The organism is Brevibacterium sp. HMSC22B09, from assembly GCF_001806795.1.
GTDB classification, from domain to species: domain Bacteria; phylum Actinomycetota; class Actinomycetes; order Actinomycetales; family Brevibacteriaceae; genus Brevibacterium; species Brevibacterium ravenspurgense.
In genome coordinates this window covers 21,120-42,764 of record NZ_KV785995.1, presented here as the reverse complement: position 1 = coordinate 42,764, position 21,645 = coordinate 21,120, and the positions used below count along the sequence as shown (strand labels likewise).

At 63.9% G+C, this 21,645-nt stretch carries 19 protein-coding genes; 9 read left to right on the top strand and 10 right to left on the bottom strand.

The genetic code is table 11. The annotated features are described in order from the left end of the window. Nucleotides 1-47: 47 nt before the first annotated feature. Entirely contained in the window at nt 48-1,436 is a 1,389-nt protein-coding gene (locus tag HMPREF3087_RS00980; protein ID WP_256173007.1) for an FAD-dependent oxidoreductase, read from the bottom strand. A gap of 119 nt (nt 1,437-1,555) precedes the next feature. Between HMPREF3087_RS00980 and rarD the strand changes: the two genes are divergently transcribed. Next, nucleotides 1,556-2,599, top strand: a complete 1,044-nt coding sequence (gene rarD / locus HMPREF3087_RS00975; protein ID WP_070427730.1) for an EamA family transporter RarD — start codon at nt 1,556-1,558, stop codon at nt 2,597-2,599. A gap of 35 nt (nt 2,600-2,634) precedes the next feature. Here the strand turns inward: rarD and HMPREF3087_RS00970 are convergent, their stop codons facing one another. The 3 genes from HMPREF3087_RS00970 to HMPREF3087_RS00960 all read right to left on the bottom strand — a co-directional run bounded on the left by HMPREF3087_RS00970 (nt 2,635) and on the right by HMPREF3087_RS00960 (nt 5,812). Beyond that, nucleotides 2,635-3,705: a polyprenyl synthetase family protein gene (locus HMPREF3087_RS00970; RefSeq protein WP_070427729.1), complete on the bottom strand. Its 1,071-nt coding sequence runs from the start codon at nt 3,703-3,705 to the stop codon at nt 2,635-2,637. A gap of 80 nt (nt 3,706-3,785) precedes the next feature. Next, nucleotides 3,786-5,108 (bottom strand): geranylgeranyl reductase family protein, encoded by a 1,323-nt coding sequence (locus HMPREF3087_RS00965; RefSeq protein ID WP_070427728.1) that lies wholly within the window; start codon nt 5,106-5,108, stop codon nt 3,786-3,788. Continuing rightward, a complete protein-coding gene (locus tag HMPREF3087_RS00960) occupies nt 5,105-5,812 on the bottom strand; it encodes a demethylmenaquinone methyltransferase (RefSeq protein ID WP_019174606.1) in 708 nt (235 codons plus the stop codon). Before HMPREF3087_RS00960 ends, HMPREF3087_RS00965 begins: the two co-directional genes overlap by 4 nt. A gap of 99 nt (nt 5,813-5,911) precedes the next feature. On the opposite strand from HMPREF3087_RS00960, the gene HMPREF3087_RS00955 reads away from it, so the two are divergent. Further along, entirely contained in the window at nt 5,912-7,255 is a 1,344-nt protein-coding gene (locus HMPREF3087_RS00955; protein ID WP_070427727.1) for an isochorismate synthase, read from the top strand. Between the two features lie 47 nt (nt 7,256-7,302). Here the strand turns inward: HMPREF3087_RS00955 and HMPREF3087_RS00950 are convergent, their stop codons facing one another. After that, nucleotides 7,303-9,174, bottom strand: coding sequence for a thiamine pyrophosphate-binding protein (locus HMPREF3087_RS00950; RefSeq protein WP_070427726.1), 1,872 nt, complete (start codon nt 9,172-9,174; stop codon nt 7,303-7,305). A 34-nt stretch (nt 9,175-9,208) separates the two neighbouring features. Between HMPREF3087_RS00950 and HMPREF3087_RS00945 the strand changes: the two genes are divergently transcribed. The 3 genes from HMPREF3087_RS00945 (at nt 9,209) to HMPREF3087_RS00935 (ending at nt 12,488) form a co-directional block, all read left to right on the top strand. Next, a complete protein-coding gene (locus HMPREF3087_RS00945) occupies nt 9,209-10,177 on the top strand; it encodes a CPBP family intramembrane glutamic endopeptidase (RefSeq protein ID WP_070427735.1) in 969 nt (322 codons plus the stop codon). A 131-nt stretch (nt 10,178-10,308) separates the two neighbouring features. Further along, nucleotides 10,309-11,805 (top strand): alpha/beta hydrolase, encoded by a 1,497-nt coding sequence (locus tag HMPREF3087_RS00940; RefSeq protein ID WP_070427725.1) that lies wholly within the window; start codon nt 10,309-10,311, stop codon nt 11,803-11,805. Between the two features lie 17 nt (nt 11,806-11,822). Further along, nucleotides 11,823-12,488 (top strand): hypothetical protein, encoded by a 666-nt coding sequence (locus tag HMPREF3087_RS00935; protein WP_070427724.1) that lies wholly within the window; start codon nt 11,823-11,825, stop codon nt 12,486-12,488. Here the strand turns inward: HMPREF3087_RS00935 and HMPREF3087_RS00930 are convergent, their stop codons facing one another. After that, nucleotides 12,489-13,655, bottom strand: a complete 1,167-nt coding sequence (locus HMPREF3087_RS00930; protein ID WP_083271954.1) for an o-succinylbenzoate synthase — start codon at nt 13,653-13,655, stop codon at nt 12,489-12,491. It lies immediately after the preceding gene. 87 nt (nt 13,656-13,742) lie between these two features. Between HMPREF3087_RS00930 and HMPREF3087_RS00925 the strand changes: the two genes are divergently transcribed. From HMPREF3087_RS00925 to HMPREF3087_RS00915, 3 genes are read left to right on the top strand one after another with little or no spacing between them, the layout of a single operon-like run. Continuing rightward, the gene (locus tag HMPREF3087_RS00925; protein ID WP_019174599.1) at nt 13,743-14,660 is read left to right on the top strand and encodes a 1,4-dihydroxy-2-naphthoyl-CoA synthase; all 918 of its coding nucleotides are present in this window, start codon (nt 13,743-13,745) and stop codon (nt 14,658-14,660) included. A 9-nt stretch (nt 14,661-14,669) separates the two neighbouring features. Then, nucleotides 14,670-16,034 carry an AMP-binding protein gene (locus HMPREF3087_RS00920; RefSeq protein ID WP_070427723.1) on the top strand — a complete coding sequence of 455 codons (1,365 nt, stop codon included), beginning with the start codon at nt 14,670-14,672 and terminating at the stop codon, nt 16,032-16,034. Continuing rightward, nucleotides 16,024-16,962 carry a 1,4-dihydroxy-2-naphthoate polyprenyltransferase gene (locus tag HMPREF3087_RS00915; RefSeq protein ID WP_070427722.1) on the top strand — a complete coding sequence of 313 codons (939 nt, stop codon included), beginning with the start codon at nt 16,024-16,026 and terminating at the stop codon, nt 16,960-16,962. Before HMPREF3087_RS00920 ends, HMPREF3087_RS00915 begins: the two co-directional genes overlap by 11 nt. Before the next feature lie 25 nt (nt 16,963-16,987). Here HMPREF3087_RS00915 and HMPREF3087_RS00910 read toward each other — a convergent pair whose 3' ends face one another. Further along, nucleotides 16,988-17,254, bottom strand: a complete 267-nt coding sequence (locus HMPREF3087_RS00910; RefSeq protein WP_019174596.1) for a DUF4229 domain-containing protein — start codon at nt 17,252-17,254, stop codon at nt 16,988-16,990. 44 nt (nt 17,255-17,298) lie between these two features. Here HMPREF3087_RS00910 and HMPREF3087_RS00905 point away from each other — a divergent pair, with 44 nt between their 5' ends. After that, nucleotides 17,299-17,736 (top strand): PLD nuclease N-terminal domain-containing protein, encoded by a 438-nt coding sequence (locus tag HMPREF3087_RS00905; RefSeq protein WP_176744991.1) that lies wholly within the window; start codon nt 17,299-17,301, stop codon nt 17,734-17,736. A 351-nt stretch (nt 17,737-18,087) separates the two neighbouring features. Here HMPREF3087_RS00905 and ccsB read toward each other — a convergent pair whose 3' ends face one another. Genes ccsB through HMPREF3087_RS00890 form a run of 3 tightly spaced genes read right to left on the bottom strand, consistent with a single transcriptional unit; the run spans nt 18,088 to nt 21,644 of the window. Then, nucleotides 18,088-19,212, bottom strand: coding sequence for a c-type cytochrome biogenesis protein CcsB (gene ccsB, locus HMPREF3087_RS00900; protein WP_070427720.1), 1,125 nt, complete (start codon nt 19,210-19,212; stop codon nt 18,088-18,090). Next, a complete protein-coding gene (locus tag HMPREF3087_RS00895; protein WP_070427719.1) occupies nt 19,213-20,820 on the bottom strand; it encodes a cytochrome c biogenesis protein ResB in 1,608 nt (535 codons plus the stop codon). It abuts the gene before it with no gap. Beyond that, nucleotides 20,820-21,644, bottom strand: a complete 825-nt coding sequence (locus tag HMPREF3087_RS00890) for a cytochrome c biogenesis CcdA family protein (protein WP_083271953.1) — start codon at nt 21,642-21,644, stop codon at nt 20,820-20,822. Before HMPREF3087_RS00890 ends, HMPREF3087_RS00895 begins: the two co-directional genes overlap by 1 nt. Nucleotide 21,645: the final 1 nt, after the last annotated feature.

The window sequence follows — 21,645 nt, the reverse complement described above, 5'->3', positions numbered from 1 at the left end:
AGGCGGAATTCCGCCTCGCCCTCTGTGTTCGGGAAATCTGGTCTGAACTAGGCCATCTTCTTGGCCGCGTCGACCATTGCCTGGCGTGTGGCCAGCTTGATGCGCTCACGGCCGTGAGGTTCACCGGCGGCCTTTTCGGCAGCCTCAATGCGGTGGTAGCCCTCCCAGTCGATGTAGTCGATGCCCTTGTCGGCCAGCAGGTCGACAATCGCGTCTTCTTCCGGCTTCGCCGGCTGGGGCAGGCGGCCTGCTTCGTAGTCTTCGATGATGTGGCCGATGGTCTCCAGGGCATCACCCTTCGTGTGGCCGATCAGGCCGACCGGACCGCGCTTGATCCAACCGGTGGTGTACAGGCCGGGAATGTGGTCTTCCGCCTGGGCGGTGGCCATTGATTCACCGTCGATGACGCGGCCTTCGATGTTCGTGATGACACCCCGGCGCTCATCAAACGGCAGCTCCGGCAGCTTGGTGCCGAAGTACCCGACCGCGCGGTACACGGCGTCCATCGGCCAGTCGGTGGTCTTGCCGGTGCCGTTGACACCGCCGGATCCGTCGAGTTCCTGACGCTCCGTGCGCAGGGCTGTCACACCGGTTTCTTCGTCGCCGACGATTTCGACCGGAGCTTCCAGGAAGTGCAGGTGCAGGCGGCGCTTAGCGCCGGTGTCTTCGCGCAGTGTGAAGTCGGTGAGGGTTTTGGTGACCTGTTTGACCTGGTTGGATGTGCGGATGGCCTCCATGGAGCCTTCGTCGAACTCGAAGTCCTCCGGGTACACCACAATGTCGACGTCGTCCGCCTGACCGAGTTCGCGGATTTCCAGCGGGGTGAACTTCGCCTGCGCCGGACCGCGACGGCCGAAGATGTGCACGTCGGTGACAGCACTCTTCTTCAGACCTTCGTACACGTGGTCGGGAATCTCTGTCGACAGGAGGTCATCAGCCTGCTTGGCGAGGATGCGCGCAACGTCCAGAGCGACGTTTCCGTTGCCGATGACGGCGACCTTTTCAGCTTCCAGCGGCCATTCCTGTGACACGTCCGGGTGGGAGTCGTACCAGTTGACGAACTCTGCGGCACCGTAGGACCGTGGAAGGTCCACACCGGGGATCGGCAGCTTCGTGTCGATGAAGCAGCCGGTGGAGAAGATGACCGCGTCGTAGTGCTCCTGCAGTTCCTCCAGCGTGATGTCCGTGCCATAGTCGACATTGCCGAACAGGCGCAGCTGGTGGCGGTCCATTACGCGGATGAGCGCGTTCGTGATGCCTTTGATGCGGGGGTGGTCGGGTGCGACACCGTAGCGAACAAGACCGAAGGGCGCCGGCAGGCGCTCGAAAAGATCGATGCTGACATCGAAGTCACGTTCTTCTTTGGTCATGAGATCAGCGGCGTAGATACCCGCCGGACCAGCACCGACAATGGCCAAGCGCAGAGGACGACTCAAAGTATCACCTTTCCCTATATCCGACCGTCAATTGTACGCACCGCGATTTAGGAAATGAAGCTGTGCTCTATTAAGGAATACTTGCTTTCCCATCCACATGCGGGTCTACACTCGCGAATGTGACCGACGACTCAGCTTCTTCACCGATTCAGGCCACTGCGGCAACGACGCCCGCCAGCAGCGCGTCCACCGCGAGCACAGAGCTTCCCTTTGACGAAGCGCGCCGCCGCCGCGATGGGCTCATTCTGGGCATTGGCGGATACCTGTTCTGGGGAAGCATGCCGCTCATATTCGCGGCAGCCGCCCCGGCAGGTGCCTTCGAAATCCTGGCCCACCGGATCATCTGGTGCTTGGTGTTCTGCACACTGCTGCTGGTTTTTGCCCGCGGACTAGGGCGCACGTGGACGCTTGCGAGCAAACCGAAGATCTTCGGCACTCTGGCAGCCGCATCTCTTTTTGTAGGCATCAACTGGCTGGTGTTCATCCTCGGCGTACAAGCCGGCCGCGTGACAGAAGTCGCGCTCGGCTACTACATCAACCCGCTGATCACAGTGGCGCTTGGCATCATCTTCCTGCGTGAGCGCCTGCGGCCCCTGCAGTGGGCCGCAATGGGACTGGGGCTCGTCTCGGTTCTCGTGATCACAATCTCCGAGGGCATCGTGCCCTGGCTGGGCCTGGCCGTAGCTGTCAGCTTCGGCCTCTACGGTCTTGTGAAGTCCAAGGTCGGTTCCCGCGTCGGCGCACTCGAAGGCCTGACAATCGAGTCCTTCATCCTCACGCTCCCCAGCATCGCCATGCTCGCTGTCGTGGAATCACAGGGGCTCGGCACTTTCACGACGGAAGGCGCCTGGCACGCCGTCCTGCTTGTATTCATGGGACCGATCACCGCCATTCCCCTGCTGCTGTTCTCTGCGGCCACCCGCCGGATTCCGCTCAGCTGGGTTGGCATGATGCAGTACATCACCCCGACCTTGCAGTTCCTCACCGCACTGCTGATCTTCGGTGAACACATGTCGCGCGGACAGTGGTGGGGCTTCATCATCATCTGGGTGACGGTCGCACTCATCGGTGCGGATTCGATTCACGCCGGCAATCGCGCACGCCGGGCAAAGCGGGCGGTGCTGCACACCGCTGCAAACGTGGACGAACCGACTGCCGGCTGAAGTCGGCTATGCCACGGGCGCTGAACGGGAATGGGTCAGCCCACCCGGTTGACCACACCGGCGGCGAACAGTTCGAAAGCCGACTTGATGGGCCCGTCAGGAAGGTCGCGCAGAGCGTCAACGGCCTTGGCCGACCAACGGCGAGCCTCAGCGCGAGCAGCCTCCATTACGGGGTGGGCAACAAGTGCCGTGCGCGCAGCTTCAAGAGCTTCGTCCGAGGACAGGTCGGCATCCAGCAGCTCGACGATCTGCTGCGCTTCGGAATCCCCCGCCGCGGCTTCGCGGCGCAGCAGCAGCGTCGGCATTGTGGGCACGCCCTCGCGCAGGTCAGTGCCGGGAGTCTTGCCGGAATCGGCTTCGTCTGAGGCCAGATCGATGATGTCGTCAGCCAGCTGGAAGGCAACGCCGACGTTTTCGCCGTACTCGCGCAAAGGCTCCACAAGTTCGGGCGAACCGCCGGAAGCCAGAACCGCAAACTCACCGCACGCGGCAATGAGCGAGCCGGTTTTGTCCGACAGGACGCGGATGTGGTGCGCAATCGGGTCGGCCTCGTCTTCAGGGCCGGTGTACTCACTGAGCTGGCCGAGAACCAAACGCTCAAAGGTTTCAGACTGCAGCAGCACGGCACGCGGCCCCAGTTCAGAGCACAGGCTGGAGGCCCGGGCCAGAAGAACATCGCCTGTGAGGATGGCCACCGAGTTGTTCCACACGTGGTGCGCTGCCGGGGCTCCGCGGCGAACGGGAGCTTCGTCCATGACGTCATCGTGGTAGAGCGTGGCCAGGTGCGTCAGTTCGACAACGGCACCGGCTTTCACAACGTCAAAGCTGTCAGCGTCAGCCCCGGGGGTCAGCTGAGCTGCCCACTGCGCGGCCAGAAGAACCAGCGACGGGCGTACGCGCTTGCCGCCGGCAGACAGAAGATAACGGGACGATTCGTCAGCCAGACGGCTGGTCTGGCGCACGGTTTCGTTCAGGAGCGTCTCAACCTGCTGAAGCTGACGATCGAGGTTGGCGCTGAGATCAGCGCCGACAGCGGCGAAAGCACCCGGTTTGGGCTGTGTCCCCGGCTGTGCGGAGGGCGCGCTGGCTTCGCCAGAAGGTGCCATCGTCGTCTTCTCTTTCCTCAGGTTGTCAGTCGTTTCGGCTGTGCCGTGGGTCTACGACCCCTCAGTCTACGTTCACTCCGCTATTGATTCGAGGTGGCCGGCACAGCGGTGATGAGTGCCTGAACCGCGCGGTCGTGCAGGTCGCGGTGTGCCCGCGGATCGTCTTCGTAAAGATTAGCCAACAGTTTGACCGCAAAATTCATCAGGTGGCGCGAACCCATACCGTATTTGAGTCCCAGTTCCATGACCTTCGGCTGGCCGATGAGGTGGGCGAAGCCCCGCCCCAGCGTGAAGTAGCTGCCGTACTCGTCCTTAACGGCTTTGCTGAACCCGGCGAGCTTGTTCCTGTAGGCCGCCTGCGGGAAGCCGCGGTAGGTGGTGATGATCTCGGCGGCAATCCGTGCCTGCTCGAAGGCGTAGTCGATGCCCTCGCCGTTGAACGGATTGACCATGCCCGCGGCATCGCCCAGCAGCATGACGCCGCGGTCAAAGTGCGGAGTGCGGTTGAACGCCATCGGCAGCGCGGCGGAGCGGATGGGCTGGCGCATTCCCTCGGTGCCGTCCGCACCGCCGATGCCCCATTCGCCGCCCATTGCGGCAATCCAGTCCTTGAGCACGTTCTGGTAGTTGACCTTGCCGAACTGCGGGCTGGTGTTGAGGATGCCGAGCCCCACGTTGACGGTTCCGTCTCCCAAGGGGAAGAGCCACCCGTAACCGGGCATGGGTTCCCCGTCGGGGCTGCGCAGCTCAAGCCACGATTCGATGAAAGGGTCGTCATGCCGCGGTGAGTCGTAGTAGGTGCGCACTGCCACGCCCATGGGTCGATCGTCGCGTTTGCGGTGGCCCATCTGCACTGCGGTGCGGGCGCTCACGCCGTCTGCCGCAATCACGATGGGAGCACGAAAGAAGACTTCCTCCGCTGCCTCACCGTCCTTGTCAGCACGCAGCTTCCTGCCCTTGGCGTCAGCGGGAACTGCGCGGATGCCGGCAATCCACCCGTTGTTGAAAACGGGTTCTTCCGCTGACATCTGCTGGTACACGACAGCACCCTGCTTTTCGGCATGCCGGGCCAGCTGTTCGTCGAGGTCCATGCGAGCGCGCGTCAGACCGTAGGACGGGAAGCCCGTCACGTCCGGCCACGGGATTTCCATTCGGTGGCCCCCGCCGATCAGCCGCAGGCCGCGGTTGCGGTGCCAGCCCGCCTCATCGGGCAGCGAGAAGCCCAGGTGACCGAGCTCTTTGACCGCGCGGGGTGTCAGCGCATCACCGCAGATTTTGTCGCGCGGGAACGCGGTCTTCTCCAGCAGCGCCACATCGAGCCCGGCGTGAGCCAAGTGTGCGGCCGCCGCGGATCCAGCGGGCCCGGCGCCGACGATGACAACATCGGCATCGACGTTTTTCACAGTGCATCACCGGAGGGCTTGAGAGCGTGGTGGATGGCGACGATACCGCCGGTGAGGTTGCGGTACTTGACCTGATCAAAGCCTGCGTCGCGGATCATGTGGGCAAGCGGCAGCTGGGCCGGCCACGCGCGGATCGACTCAGCGAGGTACACGTAGGCTTCCGGGTTCGAGCTCACGGCCTTTGCCACTGCCGGCAGCGCCCGCATGATGTACTCCTTGTAGAAGCGCGCAAACGGCGTGAACGTCGGGGTGGAGAACTCCGCGATGACCAGCCGGCCGCCGGGTTTGAGAACGCGCAGCATTTCCTTCAGCGCCTTCTGCGGCTCCTGCACGTTCCGGAAGCCGTAGGTGATGGTGACAACGTCGAAGGTGTTGTCGTCGAACTCGAGGTCAGTCGCATCGGCGTACTGGAACTGGATTTCGGGATGACGGCGCCGGCCCACAGCAAGCATTCCCTCACTGATGTCACCGGCGATGACGGTGGCTCCGCGCTGGGCGTACGGCACCGAGCTGGAGCCGGTTCCAGCCGCCAGGTCGAGGATGAGCTCACCGGGCTTCGGGTCGACCGATCGGGTGATCTCCACGCGCCACCAGCGCGAAATGCCGAAGGTCATGGCGTCGTTGGTGATGTCGTAGCGTTCGGCAACAGCGTCGAACATCGATGCGACGTCCGCCTTGTTCTTATCCAGGTGAGCGCGATTCATGTGTCTCATAATCTCAGCCCCGCCCCGCGGGGAGCTAATCGGGCCGGTACAAGCACCGTGTCAGCGCCGATGTCAGCGCCCCCTCATTAGACTGGCCGTGTGCTCAGCGATTCAGTTTCCCTGCGGGTGCGCTCGTGGTTCATTGACGGTGTTGACCCCCACGCGCCGGCGCCCTTTGCCCACGGTCTGCCGTCGACCGTACACGAATTCTTGGCACAGCTGCCCCAAGACACGTTCAACTGCTGGGTGCGCGGCCACTCTGGTCTGGTGGGCTTCGGCCGGGTTGCACGACTGCGCGCCACAGGCGGTGAAACCGTTGAAGGCCGCACGCGTTTCGACCAGCTGTCACAGCAGTGGCGTACGGTGGCACAGCGCGCGCTGGTCGAAGACTCGGTGAATCTGCCGGGATCGGGCCTGGTGGGCTTCACGGCAATTTCCTTCACGGATGATTCCGACACGGATTCCGTCATTGACATTCCGCGCTTCATCATGGGCCGCCGGCACGAACGCGTATGGCTGACCTCCATCAGCCCGGAAGGCGGCGCTGACGACGATTTCACGCTTGAAGCCGCAGCTCTGACCCCGGTTACGGGTGCCTCCCTGCACGATGGGCGCATCAGCCAGGAACAGCACATCCGCAATGTGTCCGAAGCCGTCGAACTCATGCGGGCGCCCGGCAGCCAGTTCAAGAAGATCGTTGTTGCTCGCGACGCGGTTGTCGATACAGAGCACGACATCGATGTGCGTGCGGTGCTCGGCGCACTCAACGCCGCCTACCCCGCCACGTGGACATTCAATGTGGCCGGCCTGATCGGGGCGACACCGGAACTTCTGGTGGGCGTGCAGGACGGCGTTGTGCGCTCTCGCGTTCTTGCCGGCACTTATCAGGTGCGCGATGACGCCCAAGCTGAACTTGCGCAGGCCCGCCAGCAGCTCGCCGGTGCGAAAGACTCCCAGGAGCACGTCTACGCCACCCGCTCCCTGGAAGAGTGCCTGCGGCCCTACAGCAGCGACCTCCACGTTGACGAACAGCCGTATCTGTTGACCCTGCCCAATGTCATTCACCTGGCCAGCGATGCCCACGGCACTCTCGATTCCCCGTCCGGCAGGCCAGAAGACCGCCCGTCGATCATCGATCTGGCCAAGAGCATTCACCCCACAGCTGCGGTCGGCGGAGTGCCACGCAACGAGGCCATGCGCGAAATCGCACGCATCGAACGGGCTGACCGCGGTCGCTACGCAGGGCCAGTCGGATGGATTGACGGCGCGGGCAACGGCCAGCTGGGCATCGCTCTGCGCTGCGGCCAGCTGGAATCGCGCACCCGCATTCGGCTGTGGGCCGGCGGCGGAATCATGCCGGATTCAGACCCGCAGTCAGAACTCGCAGAGTCATGGGCGAAGCTTGGCCCCATGTTGCAGGCGCTCGGCCTCAGCCGTCCCTAACGGTCCATGGCTGACAGCTCAGCCTCAACAAACGCCCCGCAGCAGATTCAGTCCAGCGGCACTTCGCAAAGCCCAGCGCTGCCGGCCTTCGCCAGGCGGCGCAGACCATCGACCGTCGCCGGCTGATACGGCCAGTCATAGGCTTCGGCGAGAGCGCGGAAGTTCCGTCCGTGCCGGGTGGCGAAATACCGCGCAAAATGTCCGCTGAGGTGCTCGGCACCGTGTTCCAGACCGCCGAAAATCGCTCCGCCGTCGTCATTGAGGACGAAAATCTGCAGGGTGGGCAGACCGTCATCTGCACCCTCGCGCAGCAGTCCGCCCACGTCGTGCAGGGCGGCAACGTCCCCGATGATCAACCGCAGCGGGCACTCCTTCGATACGGGCCCGGTCAGCGCCATACCGGCCGCTGTCGCGATCAGCCCGTCAATTCCCGCGAGTCCCCGGCTTGCGCTCATCTGCACGTGTTCCAGGGCCTCGTCCCCGGCGAGCGCGGAAGCGTAGCGGCCCGAATTCGAACTGGCGAGGAAAACCTGAGCCACGGTGCCGTGCTCGGCAGCATTCTGGGCGGCCCCGTGGACAATCTCCCCGACCACTGCGGCTCCGGTCGGCTGTTCTGCCGAGGTGGGCGGCACCTCGTGCCATTTGGCTGCTGCTGCACGGTGCTGGGAGTGGATGTCCGAGGTGACGCTCAGCTGATCTGCGATCTCACCTGTGCTGCGGCTCAGCAGGGTTTCGCGCACGCCGGCGGCCCGCTGGATGTGAGATTCCGATGCGGCGCTGCGAGCCCACCGCTGCGTGTCAGCGTCTGCGGCCTGGCCGGCGAGCCCGGCCGAGGCCAGGTAGGAGCCGTATTCATCTGCGAGCGCCCAGTCGAGGTCAGCTTGGATTTCTGCTGTGGGCAGGTTCGCCAACAGCCGCTGGTCCTGACGGTACTGGGTGAGCCTGCCGGTGCGCACAACACCCGTGATGGTTTCGGTCAGATTGCCATCAAGAACCCCCGGGTGGCCTGGCACCGACAAGTGGAACAAGGGTGAGGAAGGTTCCGCAAAAACCGGCACCCCGAAGGCTGCGGCAAGCTCTTCGACCCTGCGTGCGCCGTAGTCACAGTCGTTGCCTGCCAGCAGAACAGTTCCCGGACGGCTGAGCATTTCGAGTGCCTGCGCAAAGCCGGCATGTACGTGCGGGCGGTGTTCGAGGCGCTCGACCTCGCCGAATTCCGGACGCCACGGCATGTCTTCTGCCTCCGGCGTGAGTTCCCCGTCGAACTGCACGTTGAACTGGACGGGCCCCGGTGTGGACAGGCCGCGCAGTCCAGAGCTCATGGCGTAGGGGGCGTTCATGCCCGCTCCGGCACCCTCAGAGCCGACCGCAGCGGCAGCCGCCGCGTGCACGGCGGAGGTGAGCGACGCCTCGTCAGCTTCGACCGGAACATCAAAGCGCAGCCGAACATCGCTCAGCAGGTGCGACTGCCTGTCAATGGTCTGGTTGGCTCCCGTGCGGCGCAGCCGCTCGGGCCGGTCAGCGCTGAGGATGAGCAGCGGAATCTGCGAGTACGAGGCCTCCAGCACCGCTGGGTGGAGGTTCGCGACCGCGGTGCCCGATGTGGTGAGCACTGCGACCAGGCCCGGTGTGCGCGGGGCGGTGTCCCCAGCGGCACTGCCGGTCTCACCGGCCGCCTCTGCCACAGCCGCTTCAGCCACCGCCGTCCGGCGCAGCCCCTTGGCCAGTCCCAGCCCGAAGAAAGCGGCATCGCGTTCGTCAATGCGCACGTGGGTGTTCACCAGCCCGGCGTCGGCGAGTTCGGCGAAGGCGTAGGTCAGCGGTGCCGAACGGGAGCCGGGAGCAATGACAACGTGCTCAAAACCGCGCTGGATGAGGTTCAGAGCGATCGTGCGCGCAGCTGCGGTGGAAGTATTCACGCACCCGATTCAACCAGACTCTAGAATGGCCCTCATGGTCTACCCTCCCAACCCCTATGCGGACGCGCCGACGCCGGAGATCCCGGATTTCAAGCGTCCCGACTCCCACCGAATCTGGCAGCTGGTTGCCGGCATCGCAGCTTTTGTCATTGCACAGGTGGTGACGATTCTCGTCTACGCGGCGATTGTGGGGGTTGGCCGGCTGGACTCCCTGACCGCTGGTTTGGGCCCAGAGGCCACGGATTCGTACGGCTTCGGGTTCGGGCTGATGGCCGGCGCTGTCACCATGTTCGTCCTGTACCTGCTGATCATGCGGTTTATTGCGGGCGCTCCCGGCCACGGCCTGCGGGGTAAGAACAAGGTGACGGAAATCCTCATGGGTACCGGTCTCGCTACTGCTGTTCTCGGTGTTTCTGTTGGTGTTATCGCGCTGTTCGGTGGCTTCCGAATCACTGGTATTACGCCGCGTGAGGAGCTTCTGCCGGCTTTTGTCCTGGCTCTGGGGGTTGGTCTTGGGCCGGCGTTTACGGAGGAGCTGCTGTTCCGCGGTTTCCTCCTGCGCATCTTCGACGCCTGGTGGGGCTGGGTGCCCTCCCTGCTCATCACCAGCGCGATCTTCGGCCTTGTGCACCTGGGCAACCCCGATGCAACGCTGTCGGGTGCGATCTTCATTGCGATCGAGGCGGGGCTCCTGCTGGGTGGGGCCTACCTCCTGACCCGCCGCCTGTGGTTGGCAATCGCCATTCACGCCGCGTGGAACTTTGTGCAGGCGTTCATCTTCGTGTCCCCGGTTTCCGGAACGGGCGAGGCGGTGGGCCTGTTCCAGGTTGAATGGTCGGGCTCGCCATGGCTGACGGGAGGGGCAATGGGCCTGGAAGGCTCTGTCATCACGGCCGTCCTCGGTCTGCTGGCCGGCATTGGGCTGCTGCTTCTGGCTGGCAAGCACGGAACTCTGCTGCCGCGCGAAGCTGTCATCCGCAGGGAAAAAGCAGCCAAGCGCTGAAGGCTCTCTGCTGACCGCTTCCGGGGCATCGCAGATTTTGCCGCCGCCAGTGCGGTTCCAAGGACAGTCCAAGGTGACCGTTACTTCCAGTTCATGCATGCGCCGTAGCCTGAGGGCTGCGGAGGTGGTCCATGGTGAAGCGCAGTCTGCGAATGTCCGTCGGAGCACGCGCGGTGCGAGCACTCACAGCCCGCCGCAGTGCGGCCGGCCTCTACCCGGCGTACAGCGAATCAACATCGTTTCTCGGCCCTGAGCCCACCGGCTTCGAAGCCGCCCATGTTCACGTGCGCGAAAAGCGCAAACTCTCACGCCGCCTGCGGGAGTTCTTCGTCTATTCGCCGGCTCTCGGCAGGACCGTCGGCGTGCGAGTTCTTCTGCCCGGCATCCCGCAGGAGCACGCTGTGCCGCTGTTCCTGTTCCACGGCGGGGGCGATGACTTCCGTTCGTGGACGGACTTGGGGCGGGCGGAACTGCACACCCGCGGCAGCCGTTTCCTCGTGGTCATGCCCGACGCCGGGGCGGCCGTCTACTCGCGTCACGAACTGGCACCCGGCCATGTCGAGGACTGGCCCGAATTCCATGTGCGCGAACTGCCCATGCTGATAGGCGACCTCTATTCGACATGCCCCGAACTGCGCGTGGCCGCGGGGCTTTCCATGGGCGGCTACGGAGCCATGAAGTACGCCGCCTGGCGGCCCGACCTCTACGCTGCCGCCGCTGCGTTTTCCTCCCCGCTCATCCCACAGGCCGCTCCCCCGCTGTTTGAAATCCTCGCGCTGCGCGCCGGAGCACCCGCGGATTCGCTGTTCGGTTCGTTCAAAGACGGCGATGCCCGGTGGGAGGCGAACTCGCCGTATGACCTCGCAGAAAACCTCCGCGGGCTCGACATCTGGCTGTCAGCCGGGTCCGGAACTCCCGACGACGCTGAAAACAGCAGCGAAAGCGCCGACGTCATGGAAGCCCACCTGCACAACCACGGCGGGCGCTTTGCCGAAAGGCTCGGCGAACTGGGCATCAAACACGCGTGGGCTCCCCGCGAGACCGGGATGCACAACTGGTTTGCCTGGCAGCGCGAACTCAAGGCGTGGCTTGCCCACGCCACACAGGCGGACCTCGATCGCAGCCCCACCGGCACACCCAGCCGCGATCCCCGGCCGCGATTCTGGACGAGTGTGGCAGACGGGGCGCCGTTCACCTTCATCAGCGGTCTGCCCGTCTTTGAGATCTACGGGTGGAAAGTCGAAATATCGCGCCGCCGCCCGCAGATCGTCACCTTCGGCGATGTGAGCCCCTCCGGCTTCACACTCAACGGCGCCGGGACCTTCCGAGTCACCTCCCCGCCCATGTTCATGCCCGGCGCGGAAGCATCCATCACCGTCAGGAGCCCGCTGGGAGTCAACCCGTACACAACCCGGGCCGACGCCTCGGGAGCCATTTCGATCACCGGACAGATGGGAGCGGCCCTGCACGACCCGATCGTGCCCGGCAACCGCACAAAGCACTTCCGCACGTGGGGCCAGGCCGCGGTGACAGAAGTCATCATCCGGGGGCAGAGAAAAGACTCAGACAAATCTGCAACCATGGAACGCTCACGCAAACCAAAAAAGCTGCCCAAAGGCGGCGGCTGACAACAGAAGGGATCCGGATGAAGCGGCTCACAGCAAGTCTGGCAGTCACCGCACTCGCACTGACGGGATGCGGCCAAGCCGGGAACGAGCAGAGCGGTCCGGCAGCTGAGCAGACAACGGCCAGCAACTCCCAACAGGGCGCAGATGAAGCCGTGCACTCCACCGGAGACCTGCGCCGGGCCATGGAAGCCGCAGGAATGGAGCCGTCCGAAGTCAGTCCCGAAAACGCCGATCCCGGACAGCTTCTCGAAAGCGCATCCGTCGAACCAGAACAGTGCCGTGTGCTGCTCGATGCCACTCAGGGTGCAGATCTGGGCACAGACGCCGGGCTGAGCGCAAAAACTGATTCGGCATCCTACTTCGCAGCCGCCAACGCGGAGGGCGCCAAGCTCACGTCCGTCGTTGAGAACGCGCGCAAAGCCGGGCAGGACTGCTCAACCATGAAAGTGACAATCGCCGACGAAACGGTTGAAACCAGTGTCACGGTTGAGGACGTCGAGGTCGACGGGGCTGACGACGCTGTATCGACGTCTGCTGACGTTGACTTCCACGGGCAGAAGCTCAGCATCACCACCATCACCGCGGCAAAGGACAATACGGTCGTCGCGGCAGTCATCAACCACAGCGGCAAGCCGGAAACTGCCGCGAAGACCATCAGCAGCATCGTCAGCAAGCTCGACTGATCACGCTTCCCGCAGCAGCTTCCAGCAGGCGGCCAGGCGGGCAAGCCACCACTCTTGCGCTTCTGCCGGGGCCCGGTGGTCTTCGGCCAGCTGAACGCTCACGTCCATCGGGTCGGTGCTGATGGTGCCGCCGTGAGGCCTGCGCGGGTGATCAACAACATCGGCGGCCAACAGGGACGCAGTGCCCAGACCGGCAGCCCAGGGTTCACGTTGCCCGCCGAGCTGTGCAAGGGCGAGCGCCAGCTGAGCTCCCGCAGCCAAACCGATGGATGATTCCAGAGCGCTCGACACGGTTGCCGGCAGACCGCAGGACTGAACAATCCTGACCGCCGCGGCAACCCCGCCCAGCGGTTGGGCCTTAACGACAATGTGATCGGCCGCGCCCAACTGTGCGACCCGCAGAGGGTCATCAGAGCGGCGAATGTTTTCATCCGCCGCAATCCTGATGCCGCACAGTTCGCTGTCGGCCTGCAGTCGTTCGCGCAGCCGAGCCATGTCCTCGACGTTCGCAACCGGCTGTTCGACGTACTCCAGCCGCTGCACAAAACCGTCCAGGGTAATAAGTTTCCGCAGGTGTGCCACGGCTTCGTCAATGCTGAGTTTGCCGTTGGCGTCCAGGCGGATCTTCGCGTTCGGGGCTGCTGCCAGGACTGCCCGCACGCGCGCCACGTCAGCGTCTTTGCTGGCAGCACCGTGTTCGGCGATTTTGATTTTGAAAACGCCCACGCCGTCAAAGCGGTCAAGCACCCCAGGAACGTCTTCCGCACTGACCGCGGGGACGGTGCCGTTGACCGGCACCCGGGCCCCCGACAACCGTCCGGAATAAGCGGGTGCCGGCGGCACCTCGTGAGCTTTGGCAGGTGAGGCTGACGAGGTGGAGGTCCCCGGGGTCAGCAGACCCGCGGACCCGTGCGGGTTGAGTGAGAACTCGATGGCCGCGGCCAGCCAGCGGTGAGCCTCCTGTGGCCCGTATTCGGGGAAGGGGCTGAACTCGGCCCAGCCTTCCGGTCCGCGCAGCAGGCACACCTGCCGCGATGTGATGCCGCGAAACCGGGTGGTCATCGGCAGTTCGACCACGCGAACATCGGTGAAGAACTCGCGCGGGTCAGCTGGCAAATCAGAAGGCAGATCAGCGGGCAGATGGGCGGCAGACAGCGAATACGGCATGGCCCCAGAGTAGCGATCGCGGGCTGCAGGCGGCGGTGTTCGGCCGTTATGTGCGGCGGAACCAGGTGAGCCTAATAGAGTGGGAGCATGAGCGTTTCGGAAATCTTCAACCCCAGCCGCTGGCGCGAAGTCCAGGGCTTTGACTTCACCGACATCACGTACCACCGGGCCATTGACGAAAACGGTGCGGACATCGGCGCGGTGCGCATCGCCTTCGACAGGCCCGAAGTGCGCAACGCCTTCCGCCCCCACACGGTCGACGAGCTCTACCGCGCCCTCGACCACGCCCGCCAGACATCCGACGTCGGCGCGGTGCTGCTGACCGGCAACGGCCCCAGCCCCAAGGACGGCGGTTGGGCGTTCTGCTCCGGCGGTGACCAGCGCATTCGCGGTCGTTCCGGCTACCAGTACGCATCCGGTGAAACCGCCGAATCGGTCGACCCGGCACGTGCAGGCCGTCTGCACATTCTTGAAGTTCAGCGTCTCATCCGCACCATGCCGAAAATCGTCATTGCTGTTGTGCCCGGTTGGGCTGCCGGCGGCGGTCACTCGCTGCACGTGGTGTGCGACATGACGATCGCCAGCCGCGAACACGCCAAGTTCAAGCAGACCGATGCTGATGTCGGCTCCTATGACGCGGGCTACGGTTCGGCGTACCTGGCGAAGATGGTCGGCCAGAAGAAGGCACGCGAAATCTTCTTCCTGGGCCGCACCTACTCGGCGCAGGACATGGCCGATATGGGTGCTGTCAACGAGGTCGTCGACCACGCTGATCTCGAAGAGGCCGCCCTGCAGATGGCTCGCGAAATCTTGGGCAAGTCCCCCAACGCTCAGCGCATGCTGAAGTTCGCGTTCAACCTGGTGGACGATGGACTCATGGGCCAGCAGGTGTTTGCCGGCGAGGCCACCCGCCTGGGCTACATGACGGACGAAGCCGTTGAGGGCCGGGACAGCTTCCTTCAGAAGCGCGACCCCGACTGGACACCGTTCCCCTGGTACTACTGACGGCCGCCAGTGCCCACCGCATTCCCCTCACCCACACCGGCTGAGGCCAGCCGCGTCTTCGCTGACGCGCTGGCAGGCCGGCACATTGCCGTGCTGCCAGGCGGTGGTGTCAAGCACCTGACCGCCTACCCGCTTTCCAGCTGGCGAGGCGCCGGGAGCGCTGGCAGCGCCGACTCACCTGGGAACGGGGGGACTGAGGGTGTTGCGAGCGCACCGCCGGCGCTGGTTGTATTCACTTCCGGTTCGACCGGCCGTCCGAAGGGCGTGGCGCTGTCAGCTGAGGCGCTGCGGGCGTCAGCGGCGGCGACCGAGGACGCCCTGTCCGGGCCTGGCCGCTGGTTTCTGTGCTTGGCACCGGACCACATTGCCGGAGCCCAGGTGATTCTTCGTTCGCTGCGCTCTGGCACCGTACCGTTTGACGGCCGTGGGCACTTCACGGCTGAAAGTTTTGCTGACCAAGCCGAGGAATTCTTCGGTGCCGGTCAGTCAGAACCCGCCTACGCCTCGTTGGTTCCAACCCAGCTGACCCGCATCCTGCGTGATCCGCGGGCGGTCTCGCAAGCGGCAAGGTTCGATGCTCTGCTCGTCGGCGGAGCGTCGTTGCACCCCCACACGGCTCAGGCCGCACGGCAGGCTGGCCTGAGGATTGTCCGCACCTACGGCATGTCTGAGACCGGCGGAGGGTGCGTCTATGACGGCCGCGCGTTCCCGCAGGTTGACGTGCGCATTGAGGATGACGGGCGGGTCGCCCTGAGCGGCCCCGTTGTCGCTGACGGCTACGTCGAGGTGGAACCCGACTCGATTACGCCCAAACCAGACCCCAGTTTCACTGCTGACACCAGCGGAAGGCGCACGTTCCTCACCTCGGACATGGGGCGCCTCGACAGTGCGGGAGTGCTGTCGATTACCGGGCGGGTCGACGATGTCTTCCAGTCCGGCGGCACTAACGTGTCTCCCCTGGCTGTCGAGGCGGTGCTGCTTTCTGAACTGGCCGATGACGGGATTGACGAGGTTCTTCTGGTACCCGTTGAGGACCGCGAATGGGGACAACTTGGAGCTCTCCTCGTGCGCGGTCGGGGCGCGGAGTACTATCGAAACTCGGCAGTAAGTCTGAAGACCAGATTCCGGCACCTTTTGGGCCCGGCTGAAATCCCCCGATGGGTGCTCCCCGTCGATGCGATTCCGGCCAAGGGCATCGGAAAACCCGACCGTGCGGCGGCGCGCGCGCTTGCTGCGCGGATGGTGTACGGCGATGCGGAGCCGGACGTGGCAGAGGTGAGGCCAGCTGGTGCAGAAGAAGCTGACCTGGCAGAGTCACCGCCTGAGCTGATACAGGATTCAACTGATACGAGGACGGACGAACGTGGCGAATAAATTGCAGCTGTGGATTTCCGGAGCACGGCTTCGGACGCTGCCTTTGGCATTCGCGCCCGTCGTCCTCGGCGCTGGTGCGGCACTCGGCCAGCTGGGCGGCCTGTCTGACCTGGTGATCGGCTCAGTGGACCCCACGGTCGACGACAACGTCAACGGCTGGATGCTTCTGTTCAAGGCGCTTCTGGCCCTCATTGTGGCTTTGGCGCTGCAGATCGGCTCGAACTACGCGAATGACTATTCCGACGGCATTCGCGGCACCGACGACGACCGCGTGGGCCCTATGCGACTGACCGCCAGCGGGCTCATCCCACCCGAACAGGTCAAGCGGGCAGCCTTCATCTGTTTTGGCATTGCCGGCTTTGCGGGGCTCCTGTTGACGATCCTGTCGGCCGCCTGGTGGATGCTCCTGGTGGGCGTGGCCGCGGTTCTTGCAGCCTGGTACTACACGGGCGGCAAACACCCCTACGGCTACATGGCCCTGGGCGAAGTCTTTGTTTTCATCTTCTTTGGGCTCGTGGCGACTCTCGGCACCACGTACACGATGGCCGGCGGTGTCAGTGCTGCCGCCTGGGCCGGAGCCGTTGCCGTGGGCCTCTATGCGTGCGCTGTGCTCATGGTGAACAATCTGCGCGATATCCCCACCGATATCGAGGCAGGCAAGCGCACACTCGCGGTGCTTCTAGGTGATCGTCGTTCGCGCATCGCCTATCTAGCGCTTGTGTTCCTGCCGTATCCGCTGCTGATCGTGCCGATCCTCACCGGCTATTCGGGCGCACTTCTGGCAATCGCATCAGTCGCCCTCGTGATGAAGCCGGTACGCGCACTCGTCCACCAGCAGACCGGTCAGGCGCTGGTTCCGGCGATTAAGCACACCAGTGTGGCCGCACTCGTCTACGCGGTGCTGTTGAGCATGGGCCTAGCGCTCTGAGCGAGCATGCTGCCCGCGGGTGGGTTCAGCGGTGCTGTTCGTCGATTTCGTCTTCGATCGCTTCGTCGCTGCCAGCCTTAGGACCGCGGTTCCTGCGCTGAGCAGTCCACTCCGTCATTGACTGGACGGCCTTCTGCTTCATCCCGTTGAGCAGCAGGTAGCTGAGCAGGGTTGCGACAATGACGGCCACGACAGTCGACAGCAGGCTGGGGCCGCTGAAGTACCAGATGACAGCAACAGAAACGGCCAGCAGGCCAATCCGGGCGGCGTTGTACAGAAGGAAATCACGCATGGTGCCTACATTGTAGTCGGGTGGGTGCCATTACCATGGGGTGCATGGCCCGCCTGCTGATCGCAATCATCGTCATCTACACGGCTCTTGCCCTGTACAGCCTTTTCGACTGCATTTCCTTTGAATCCTCTCGGGTCAAGATGATGCCGAAGGCTGCCTGGGCTGCGAGCATCATCTTCCTGCCGATTGTGGGAATTGTGCTGTGGTACCTGTTCGGACGCGGAGGCCTCGCACAGAAAGCCGATGCTGGCAAGGCTGCGCCCGCCGCACCTGACAACGACCCGGAGTACCTCAAGAAGATCTCCGACGACCTTGAGCTGCGCCGCCTGCGCGAACTGCAGCGCCAGCAGGAAGAACAGCGCAGGGCCGAAAAACTCCGCGGCAACGGACCCGAACCGCGCACATACTCGAAGGGTGATGGCAACGGTTCGGAAGATGACGGGCCTGAACCTGATGAAGAGGCGCCCCGCAGCGACAGCTGACCGGCACCTCGTGCCCTTTTCAGCACCCACACACCGCTTAGCCGGAATCTGCGCCTTAGCAACAACTGCTAAAGCGCAGATCCGTTGCTAAGGGGTGTGCGCATGCGGCTAACGGGTGTTTTCGTTGCTAACCGGTGGATACCGGCCCAAGCGCGGATCCCAGCTAACGGGTGTTTTCGTTGCTAACGGGTGTGACCGAGCCAAGTGCGGGTCCTGGCCAACGGATGTGACCGACCCACCCATACACAAAACTCGACGGGTGCATCCGCATAAAGCAGATGCACCCGTCGAGTGCTGCACAGCCGAGACCGCCCAGCGAAGCCCTCACTTAGGGGCGAGCCATGCGTGGGTTCACAGGCCCGAATACGAGTGCAGGCCGTTGAAGTACACGTTGACGATCGTGAAGTTGAAGATGATCGTGATGAAGCCGATCAGGTTGAGCCAGGCGATCGTCGTCAGACGCAGACCACGGGTGGCACGCGAGTGCAGGTACGCAGCGTAGACAACCCAGATGACGAACGTCCAGATCTCTTTGGCATCCCAACCCCAGTAGCGGCCCCAGGCGACTTCAGCCCAGATGGCTCCGGCGATCAGGGTGAAGGTCCACGTGATGAAGCCGACCGCGGCCAGGCGGTAGGACACCGATTCGATCGATGCGGCACGCGGCATGCGCTCGAGGAACGACAGCCAGCCGGCGCCGCGGCCAGCAGCAACCCGCTTTTCCCGCGCACCCTGAAGCAGCTGCACCGTGGCCAACGCCGCCGAAACAGTCAGCAGGCCGGTCGACAGAATGGCGATCGGAACGTGAATGAGAATCCAGTACGACTGCAGTGCCGGTACGAGCGGAGCCGCAGGCGTGTAGAAGACCGTTGTCGCAAGGCCGATTGACACCAGCAGGAACCCGGTGACGAATGTGCCCAGGTAGCGAACATCCTTGTAGCGCAGCGTCACAACATAGACGACACCGGCAACAGCGCTGGCAATCAGCGCGTACTCCATCATGTTGCCCCACGGTGCGCGCATGACCGAAATGCCGCGCGTGACAATCGAAGCGATGTGCAGAAGCAGCGCCAGAACTGTCAGAGACGTGCCGACATTGGCAAACACGCGACGCTTGGCATCGGCGGCGGAACCATCGCCGTGACCGCTGCCGTCACCCGCATCGTCAACGCGGTTGGAGTACACCCGGTCAGCAGGTCCGTCGAGGTTTTCCTGCACGAGCGTGCCGACAGCACCGCCCTCGTCTGCAGATCCGCCTTCAGCCGAAGTGCGCGTACGCGCTGTGCGCTTCGCACCTTTCACCGACCCCTTCGCCGCACCAGCCGAAGAACCAGCCGAGCCGGCGGCCTTCCCAGTGCGCTTCTTCTTGCCTCCGAAAAGGTCAAAAGCGTAGACGATGAAGGCGAGCGCATAGACCGCACCAGCTGAATAGATCAGAAGCATTGACCAGCTGGCGAGCGTGACGTTGACTTCCACTTATCCCTCCGCGGATTGGTGATCAGCAGACGAAAGTCTGTCTTTCAATTCTACGCCACAGCGTTCTGCCGCCTGCTTGACGCGTGGGTCTTCGCTGCGGGCAAGAGCGCCGACTTCGACTTCTCCGTCGCGCACGCGCACCCACATGCGGCGGCGCGGAATGAACATTGCCAGCGCAAGGCCAATGAACATCACCGTGGTCACCACAAGCATGAGCCCCTGCACGGGGTCGTGGCGCACATCGAGGCTGACGAACTTCGCGATCCGCTCGAACTCGATTGTGCCCAGCCCGTCGGGCAGCTCTGCCGTGTCTCCCGGCTGCATCTGGGTGATCCACTGCTGACCGTCGGGACCGTTGACGGCTTCCATGCCCGCGGTGTCGAGTTCGTAGACGTTCTGCGGAATGCCGGTATCCAGGCCGAGGTCGCCCTTGTAGAGGTTCATGACGAGTACGGGGTTGCGCAGCTCTGCGAACTGCGAGTACAGCTCGCCCTTGTCGTTGACGCCGGCTGTCGGCAGCAGGATGCCGGAAAAGCCCAGCTGGTCTTTGCCGGCCCCTGTGTCGGGAACTTTGATGACACCGCGGGATGTGTAGACGCCGTCTTCGGGCACGAACACCACGGGTCCGGAGTAGGTCACCTTGCCCTGTGCGTCGCGCACTGTCACGACTGGCGCATAGCCGTTGCCGGTCAGGTACACGCCTGCGCCGCCCACGCGGATGGGCTCGTTGACCTTGAGGTTGTGCTTGGTTGAAACGCCGTCTTTCGTTTCCGTGATGACGGCTTCGAATGCGCGCGGCTGACCGAACTGGGCGCCTTCGCTGGTCGAGTCGAACTTCGAGTCGAAGCTGTCCAGGCGCAGGCGGAAGTTCGTCAGGTTGTCGGCGTCGAAGTATCGGCCGGGCTCAAAGGAGTCGTAGGACACGAGCGAGTTGGTGAACGTGTCACCTTCGACAAGCACGCGCTGGCCGCCGTAGCCGAAGATCGCGCCGATCGCCATGACGATCGTCGCGCCCAGAATGCCGAGGTGGAAGAGCAGGTTGCCGGTTTCTCTCAGGTATCCGCGTTCGGCGGCGATGTGGTCGCCGCGGCTGACTGTGCGATAGCCGTTCTTCTTCAGGTACTCCTGTGCGGTGTCGAGGATCTCCTCAGCCGGCGCGGTGCTGGCAAAGGTCTGGTAGCCGGGCATCCGGGTGAGCCTGCGCGGGGCCTTCGGCGGCTGCGAGCGCATGGCCTTCCAGTGCTGTTTGGTTCGCGGCAGAACACAGCCCACCAGAGAGATCATCAGCAGAATGTAGACGGCGGAAAACCAGAACGACGAATAGACGTCGAACATCTGGAACTTGTCGAGGATTTCACCGGTCCGGCCGTTGTCGATGATGAAGTTCTGAACCTTCGCCGGGTCCTGGATCCGCTGCGGCAGGAGCGATCCGGGGATCGCCGCCAGTGCCAGGACAAGCAGCAGGATGAGTGCGAACTTCATGGTGGTCAGCTGGCGCCACGCCCACCGGAGCATGCCGACAAAACCGATGTCCGGCGCTTTCTGGGACGACTTTCGCGCCGCAGTGCTTGTCGCGGTCGCGTCTTGTGTCGTCGGTTTGTCAGTCATCACACCACCGTTTCGAATCCGCCGATGAGGTTCTGCATGTTGTTCATGATGATGGTCCACACCCCGGTGATCATGAGCAGGCCAAGCAGGATGAGCATGACACCGCCGAAGATCACGATGCTCCGCTGGTGCCTGCGGAGGAATTCCAGGCGCCCCATGCCCTTGTTCAACAGGTAGGCCACGATCAGGAAGGGCAGGCCAAGCCCCACACAGTAGGTGAAGGTCAGAAGCATCCCGCGACCGGTGCCGCCGTCAGCACCGAAGCCCGTTGACAGGGCCAGCACCGCCGCCAGGGTGGGGCCGATGCAGGGCGCCCAGCTGAGTGCGAACGCCGCACCGAGCAGCGGCGCACCCCACAGTCCGGCCTTGGGTTTTTTGGCAATCGGCTTATTGGTCTGAAAAGCGCGAATACCGCCCAAGAAGACAACACCGGCCAGGATGACGACAACGCCCATAACGCGGGTGACTATGTCGATCCAGTCGTGGAGCAGACTGCCGAGCGCCCCAAAAGCTGCGCCCAGGGCAACGTAAACAGTTGCAAAGCCCAGCACGAACAGACCAACCCCGCCGAGTACTGCCGAGGTGCGTTTCTGTTCGACCGTTGTCCCGGTCATCCCGGTGACATAGCCGATGTAGCCGGGCACCAGCGGCAGCACGCAGGGCGACAGGAATGACACAACGCCGGCAATCGCCGCGACCGCCATGGCCAGCAGCAGCGGTCCGTTGAGAACCGTCTGTGCGAAAGCCGAACCAAGATCAGCGGCCTGCACGAGTCCAGAGGCATGCACCACCTCGACCGCCTGTACCGTCCCGCCGGGGATCACC